Genomic DNA, 7711 nt, shown 5'->3' with positions numbered 1-7711 from the left:
CACTTAATAATTTTAGTAAATTTAGGGGATTTTTACAAGAGCTTTTTTGGGATTTGGAGTGAATGAAGAATTTTTTCAAATACAGGCTGTAACCGCACCCTTTATGGGTGCGCAATGGCTAATGCCTGTCAAAAAAACACCGCAGGCATGAAGCCTGCGGCTACAGAATGGTGGTTTTACTCGCCAGGAGAATTTTCCAGCTTACGGGATTTTTTAATCTCCCAGCCTTTCCAATATTCGTAGAGAACGGGAATCACAATCAATGTGAGAAGCGTGGACGTCATCATTCCACCCACCATGGGAGCAGCGATGCGCTTCATCACCTGTGAACCGGCACCCGTTCCCCACAAAATAGGCAGAAGACCAAAGATGATTGCCGAAACCGTCATCATTTTGGGACGAACCCGCTTTACAGCCCCATCCACAATCGCCTCGTACAGATCACGTGACGTCTTCATTTCTCCCTGCATTTTCCGCATATTGTAGGCCTGATCCAAATAGATCAGCATCACGACTCCCGTTTCGGCTGCCACACCCGCCAGGGCAATAAATCCGATGCCCACGGCCACACTCATATTGTAGCCCAGAATGTACATGAACCAGATACCTCCCACAATGGAGAAGGGCAGCGACAACATGATCATCAGGCTTTCCGTTACATTTTTAAAATTGAAGTAAAGCAAAAGAAAAATAATGGTCAGGACAATTGGGACCATAACTTTCAGACGGGCTTCTGCCCGTTTCATGTATTCAAACTGGCCGCTCCAAACAATGCTGTACCCCGATGGGAATTCAATGCCTTTATTTACCACATCCTGAGCTTTTTTCACGTAAGATCCCACATCCACGCCGCGGATGTCCACATACAGCCAGGCGGTCCTTTTGGAGTTTTCACTCTTAATCATCGGAGGACCCTTGTGGATGCGGATTGTTGCAACCTCTGAAATCGGGATCTGGGCGCCGGTGGGTGTAGAAATCAGCACGCGCTTCAGCGCGGGCAGGTTATCCCGAAATGCACGGCTGTAGCGGACATTCACCGGATAGCGCGCCAACCCTTCTACCGTGTGGGTCACATTCATTCCGCCAATGGCCGACATGATAACGTCCTGCACGTCTCCAACTGTCAGGCCGTACCGGGCAATCGCATCCCGATTAATTTCAAAATCGAGGTAATTCCCGCCAATGGTTTTGTCCGGGAAAACACTGACGGTGCCGGGGACTTTGCGAAGGACCTGCGCAATCTGCTCTCCCAGTTTCGACAGGATGGTCAAATTGCTCCCCATAATTTTTACGCCCACGGGTGTTTTAATCCCCGTTGAGAGCATGTCAATGCGCGTTTTGATGGGCATGGTCCACGCATTGGTCAGACCCGGAAATTGAATGGCATCGTCCAATTCACGCACCAGCTTTTTCAGGGTCATTCCGGGCCGCCAGTCTTTCTTCGGTTTCAGGGTGATAGTGGTCTCAATCATCGAGAGCGGCGCCGGGTCGGTTGCGGTTTCGGCGCGTCCAATCTTTCCGAAGACATGATCAACCTCGGGAAAGCTCTTGATGATTTTGTCCGTTTGCTGGAGCAATTCGCGGGCCTTTGTAATGCTGATTCCCGGATCTGTCGTGGGCATGTACAGCAGATCACCCTCATTCAGGGGCGGCATAAATTCAGAGCCGATCTGCTTGAACGGGAAGATGGTGGCCAGTAAAATAAGGGTAGCAATCATAATGATTGCCATCTTAAAACGCAGGGCAAATTTAATGACGGGATTGTAAATCTTAATCATAAAAACATTAATGGGATTCTTGTTTTCCGGAAGAATTTTTCCCCGGATCAAATAGCCCATCAGGATCGGAACCAGGGTAACAGAAAGCAGCGCCGCAGCCGCCATGGAGTACGTTTTCGTGTAGGCCAGCGGTTTAAAAAGACGGCCTTCCTGAGCCTGCAACGCAAAAACGGGCAAAAAGGATACGGTAATAATCAGCAGGGAAAAGAAGAGCGCCGGCCCCACTTCCTTGGACGCATCAATAATGAGCTGCCAGTGATCGCGCTTTCCGTCCCCGGCCTCCAGATGCTTGTGAGCATTTTCAATCATGACGATTGCGGCATCCACCATGGCGCCAATGGCAATGGCAATTCCTCCTAAAGACATGATGTTGGCATTCAGACCCTGCAAATGCATCACCAGAAAGGCCATCAAAATACCCATGGGAAGCGTAATAATAGCTACCAATGCACTTTGAAAATGAAGGAGAAAAATAATGCTGATAACCGCCACAATAATGCTTTCTTCGATGAGCTTCCCCTTCAGCGTTTCAATCGCCCGGTCAATGAGAGAAGAGCGGTCGTAGGCAGACCGAATGGTTACCCCCTTGGGAAGCCCCTTTTGTAAATCTTTCAACTTTGCTTTGACAAGATTGATGGTTTTTAAGGCGTTTTCGCCATAACGCATCACCACAATCCCCCCGACTACTTCGCCTTCCCCGTTCCAATCGGCAATGCCCCGCCGGAGTTCCGGGCCGATGTGCACATCAGCTACATCCTTTATTTGAATGGGATTTCCCCGTTTATCCACGCCAAGAGCTATTTTTCGAATGTCTTCCACCGAGTGAATGTAACCCAATCCGCGTATCATGAATTCGGTTTCGGCCATTTCAATCAAACGGCCGCCGACATCCTGGTTGCTTCTTTTCAGAGCCATGCGCACACGGGACAGCGGGATTCCGTACGCCACCAATTTGTTGGGATCCACCTCCACCTGGTACTGCTTAACAAAACCACCCACACTGGCCACTTCGGCCACACCCGGTACGGAGGTTAATTCGTATCGCAGATACCAATCCTGAATCGAACGCAGCTGGCTCAAATCGTGATTCTTACTCTCGAGCACATACTCGTAAATCCAGCCAACACCCGTTCCGTCCGGGCCAAGGGTTGGATTCACGCCGGCCGGCAATCGACTGGAAACGGCGCTCAAATATTCCAGAACGCGGCTTCTGGCCCAGTACAAATCCGTTCCATCTTTAAAAATAATATAGACAAAGGACGTCCCGAAAAACGAATATCCCCGAACCACCTTAGCAAAAGGAACAGACATCATGGCAGTCGTCAAAGGATACGTCACCTGATCCTCCACAACCTGAGGGGCCTGCCCCGGGTAATCCGTGTAAATAATGACCTGCACATCACTTAAATCGGGAATAGCATCCACAGGGGTTTTCAAAAGGGCAACCAGTCCTGCAATTCCAATGGCTATCGCAAAAAGAAGCACTAAAAATCGATTCCGGACAGAATATTCAATTATTTTTTCAAGCATAAGATTTCCATTTTTTGGGCATTTAATCTTGCGAAGGTTAAAAGCCGTCGCAAGGTCATTTCTTTATTCTTTAAGTTTGCTCTAAAAACCATGAATGCCACAAACAGCACTCTTTTGAATTCAATAAAATCAATTCGAGAAATTCGTGGGTCTTATCTTTTGTGAATAGACTCACTTTTTGTTGACTTCCAGCATCTTTTGAATCGCTTCCTGCAACCGGCTTTCAGAATCGAGCAGGAATTGTGCCGAGGTAACAATTTCATCTCCGGGCAGTAAACCGGATACGATCTGAACCTCGTTTTCGTTTTCAATTCCCAGCTTCACTTCCCTCGGCTGGAATTTGCCTTCACCCAGGGTAACAAACACCACATTTTTCTCCCCCGAACGCACCACGGCTTCCGAAGGAATAACCAGGGCATTTTTCTGCACGTCCGTTTTCAGTTTGACGTTGGCGTACATGTTTGGCTTGATTTTAAAACCGGGGTTCGCCAGGGTAATCCTCACATCCAGTGTACGCGTTTTTTGATTGAGATAGGGATACAGATAGGAAATAGTCCCCGTGTAGGGGTCATTTGGATAGGAATCGAATTCAATTTGCGCCTGCTGACCCAGCTTCACCCAGGGAAGATCTTTCTCATACAGGGTGGCATTGATCCAAACGGTAGAGATATCCGCAATTTTAAAAAGCGGCATTCCGGCCCGCACAAAATCACCCTGAAACGCCTTCTTCTCCACAACAAACCCATTTTCCGGCGCAAAAAGTTTCATGGTTCGGGTCACAACGCCCCGTTTCTCCAGGGCACGAACCTGGGCGCTTGAAATATCCCATAATTTCAGTCGCTGGCGGGTGGCCTCCAGAAGCGTTTCAGCCCCTTTCGAAATTTCTGAAAACGGACTGGCTCCAACGATCTCCTTGTTCTTCAAGGCCAGCAAATACTCCTGCTGGGTTGCCACCAGATCGGGAGAATAAATTTCCAGCAGAGGCTGTCCTCTCTTCACAAGCTGCCCGGTGTAATCCACAAAAAGCTTGTCAATCCATCCGGAAATTTTGGTGGATACAATGCTGATTTTCTTTTCATTGTACGCAACAATTCCAACCGTTCGAATAGTCCGGCTAAAATCCTTTTTCTGAACAACGGCTGTGCGGACGCCCATGTTTTGTACGGTTACCGGGTCAATGGTAATGGTTCCCCCTTTTTGCACGTCACGCTCGTAAACCGGCACCAAATCCATTCCCATTTTCGACTTTCCGGGATGGTCGTAAATCTCCGTGGGATCCATTGGCGCTTTCCAGTAGAGAATTTTTCCCTTCTTCCCGGATTCCGATGTTTCCTTCGACGAAGACGATGCCTTGCCGGGTGAAGATTCGCCGGTTTTGACGGGAACCAGATCCATTCCGCAAATCGGGCATTCCCCCGGTTCCTTCGAAATGACCTGCGGGTGCATCGGACAGGTGTAAAGCTGTGCCGATTTTTCTTCCGGAGCAGATTGACGCTCCTCGTTTTTTTGCACGGATTTTTTGGGCTGAAAAAAAGCAAATGCTCCCCAGCCAATCGCTATTCCAACCAGAATAAGCGCAATGCTTCGAAAATAGGGATTTAATTTGTGCATAGAGATTTACCTTTCACTCTGTTCATCCAATAGGGGTTTCCCCACAATCACTTCCAGGTCGGCCAAGCTTTTCTCATACGCAGCCAGGGCCTGGTAATATTGACTTTCGTACATAAAAAGCGTTCGCTGATTATTTAACAGGGTTAAAAAATCAATTTTTCCCACTTGATATCCCGCCAGGGCGGCATCCAGCGATTGCGATGCCTGTGGAAGAATGCCCGTATTCAGAAGCTCCAACTGGCGCTTATTTTTTTGAACACGCGACCACGCATCTTCAATCTGAAACCGAATCATATTCAAGGTATTTTGAAAGGTCTCTTCTGCTTCCGTTTTCTTTGCGCGCATTTCGCTCACTTTTTGTGACTGCTTTTTCGCAAAATAAACGGGCAGGTTGATGGAAATGACGGCGGAAACGTAATCAATACCGGCCATGCCGTTTCGGAGGCGGTTCCGCTGTGTGTAAGCCACGCCAAGACTAAAATCGGGGAAAAAACCTTTTTGGGCCAAACGAACCGCCTGCTGTGATTTTTGAATACGCGTCTGGAGAGCGTGTAAAAACGGGCGGCTTTCGAAGGCGATTTTTTCCAGTTCCGGGGGCTCCAGATGGAGTGAATCCAAATGAAGGGTTGATATTTCCGGAATGGTTGTGTCAACGGAGCGGTTGACCAGCGAATTTAATTTTGCCTGAAGAGATCGCCTTCGCTGCCGGAGTGTAATCTGCTGGTCCAACAATTTAGAATGTTCCACCTGGGCTTTCAAAACATCCTGTTGAAGGCCTTTCCCCACGGAATAGCGGGTTTCGGCAATTCGAATAAATTCCTGCAAAAGCTGCAGATTTTTTTCCGTCACACGAAGCACTTGATCAACAGCAAAAAGACTGAAATAGGTCTTTTTGATAGCGCCTATCAATTGATTTTCATATTCTTTTTTGCGGAACTTCTCGACTTCAAATGAGGACTCGGCAATGGACTGCTTTAATCCCAATTTCCCGGGAAATGGAATTTTTTGCATCAAGGCCACCTGTTTGCCGGTCATGGGTTCCTGATCAAATGAAAAAGAATTAATGGGCATATTCATCAAACTGATGCTCAAAAGCGGATCCGGCAAGGCACCTGCCTGTGGGATTCTGGTCCGTACCGATTCCACCAGAAGTGCTTTGGCCCGCAATCCGGGGTTTTTCTTCAGGGCCAGTTGGATCAACTGTTGCAATTCAGTCCGTGAATCCGTTTTTTCCTGTTGGGCAAAAAGCACGCCCGTACCTATGAAACTTCCTATAACCAATACTAATGCAATTTTTTTTACATTCATTTCCGCTTCCAGATTCGTCGTTCGTTAAGAGAAACCTTGCGAAGGTTTGAACCCTCCGCAAGGTGGCCCGAATACATTTCATCAGACAAGAATATAACCTTTCGCCCGAAGAATGTCATCATTTGATGTATTTTGAGGGATTTTTCTTAAAGGTATTCAGATCGTCTTTGGCACAAAAATAATATGTTTTGCCCTTGTAGTTGGTTTTATATTTTGCAGATTTAGGATTGACTTTCATTCCACAAACCGGGTCGACCGCAAATTCAGCTGCTTTTGCGGCCATGCCTTTCATCCCCCGCATGTGGCCTTCAACGGATTCATTCTCTACCCTGGCCGGTTTTAAGCGGTCTTTCTTGGATGTGGAAATATATTTTTCGGGGTTTTTCTGAAATTTGGCCTTTTCGGCCGTACTGCAAAAGTAATAGGTTTGGCCTTTGTAGGTGGTTTTGGCCCCGGCTTTTGCAATAGGCAGCTTCATTCCACAAACAGCGCAGGTAACCGTTTTTGATGATTTAACATCACTTTTCTTTTGCGGCGTTTCCTGAGCTAAACTCACCGAAACAATCAATAACGCCATAATGACAACACCCATCAAACGTTTCATTCCCATTTTAAATCTCCTTTAAATTAGTTCGTCAGGCACGAAGTTTCGGAAATAGGCATCAATAGTTATGCCAAATTTCATCGACATGGATAGGTCGTTGTTTTATTGACTTTTTCCAAAAGTGTAGGGAACAGGAAAAATGAAGGAACGTGCAGACTATTCTACACGAGTGAAGAATAATCGACAGGCTGCATGAGGCGTGCAGTTGTCCATATAATTCTACAACCGCTATTTTTCGTGTGGACCGGAAGGGATCTATCTGAATTTTGCAGACGACCACTCCAGATGACAACCCGGCGGTTGCAAACGCGAAGACATCGTATTCATGAGCCAATTCGACATGGCGAATTGCACACCAACCGGGTTGACCACAGGAAGCCGGGAGTCAAATTGATTCCACTCTTAAAAAATGGAATCCTGTTTTTCGCCGACACGACCTATTTCAAAATGAGCATCTTCCTCACAGCGTGAAAATCCCCCATTTTTATGGAGTACAAATACAGGCCGGAGGATAAATGGGTCGCACGAATTTTTACCTTGTAGCGGCCGGGAGAAAATTCTCCGTCGACAAGCTTTTTCACCACGCGCCCCTGAAGATCGTAAAGTGTGAGCTGCACGTGACAGGACTTTACGACGTCGAACCGAATGGTCGTTTCCGGGTTGAACGGATTGGGATAGTTTTGGAACAGAGTAAACCGGGTTGGCGGTTTGGCATTCTTTTCGGCATCGATTTTGGTGATTGTCGAAATCCAAACCACCGCTGCTCCCGTAATCCCGCTCAGCGAATCTTCGGCCGTCACGTAGTAGAAACCGGTATCGCTTCCGGCGCTGTACAGGCCCCTCCGGTCAATGGTTCCCCCGGTGGCCGCCCATCTCGCAA

5 protein-coding genes are annotated in these 7711 nt (G+C 47.6%); all 5 read right to left on the bottom strand.

Going from position 1 to position 7711, the window contains the following annotated elements; all coding sequences use genetic code 11:
• Positions 1 to 176: 176 nt before the first annotated feature.
• Positions 177 to 3308 (bottom strand): efflux RND transporter permease subunit, encoded by a 3132-nt coding sequence (locus GXO76_12305; GenBank protein ID NOY78642.1) that lies wholly within the window; start codon positions 3306 to 3308, stop codon positions 177 to 179.
• Positions 3309 to 3479: 171 nt separating this feature from the next.
• Entirely contained in the window at positions 3480 to 4919 is a 1440-nt protein-coding gene (locus tag GXO76_12300) for an efflux RND transporter periplasmic adaptor subunit (GenBank protein ID NOY78641.1), read from the bottom strand.
• A 6-nt stretch (positions 4920 to 4925) separates the two neighbouring features.
• Positions 4926 to 6227: a TolC family protein gene (locus tag GXO76_12295; GenBank protein NOY78640.1), complete on the bottom strand. Its 1302-nt coding sequence runs from the start codon at positions 6225 to 6227 to the stop codon at positions 4926 to 4928.
• Between the two features lie 118 nt (positions 6228 to 6345).
• Complete coding sequence (locus tag GXO76_12290) at positions 6346 to 6831, bottom strand: YHS domain-containing protein (protein ID NOY78639.1); 486 nt, start codon at positions 6829 to 6831, stop codon at positions 6346 to 6348.
• A 437-nt stretch (positions 6832 to 7268) separates the two neighbouring features.
• Positions 7269 to 7711: T9SS type A sorting domain-containing protein (locus GXO76_12285; GenBank protein ID NOY78638.1), on the bottom strand; the 443-nt coding region annotated here is incomplete at its 5' end.

This window comes from Calditrichota bacterium, from assembly GCA_013151735.1.
In the GTDB taxonomy this organism is placed as follows: Bacteria; Zhuqueibacterota; JdFR-76; order JdFR-76; family BMS3Abin05; genus BMS3Abin05.
This window is presented reverse-complemented; position numbering and strand designations above follow the sequence as displayed.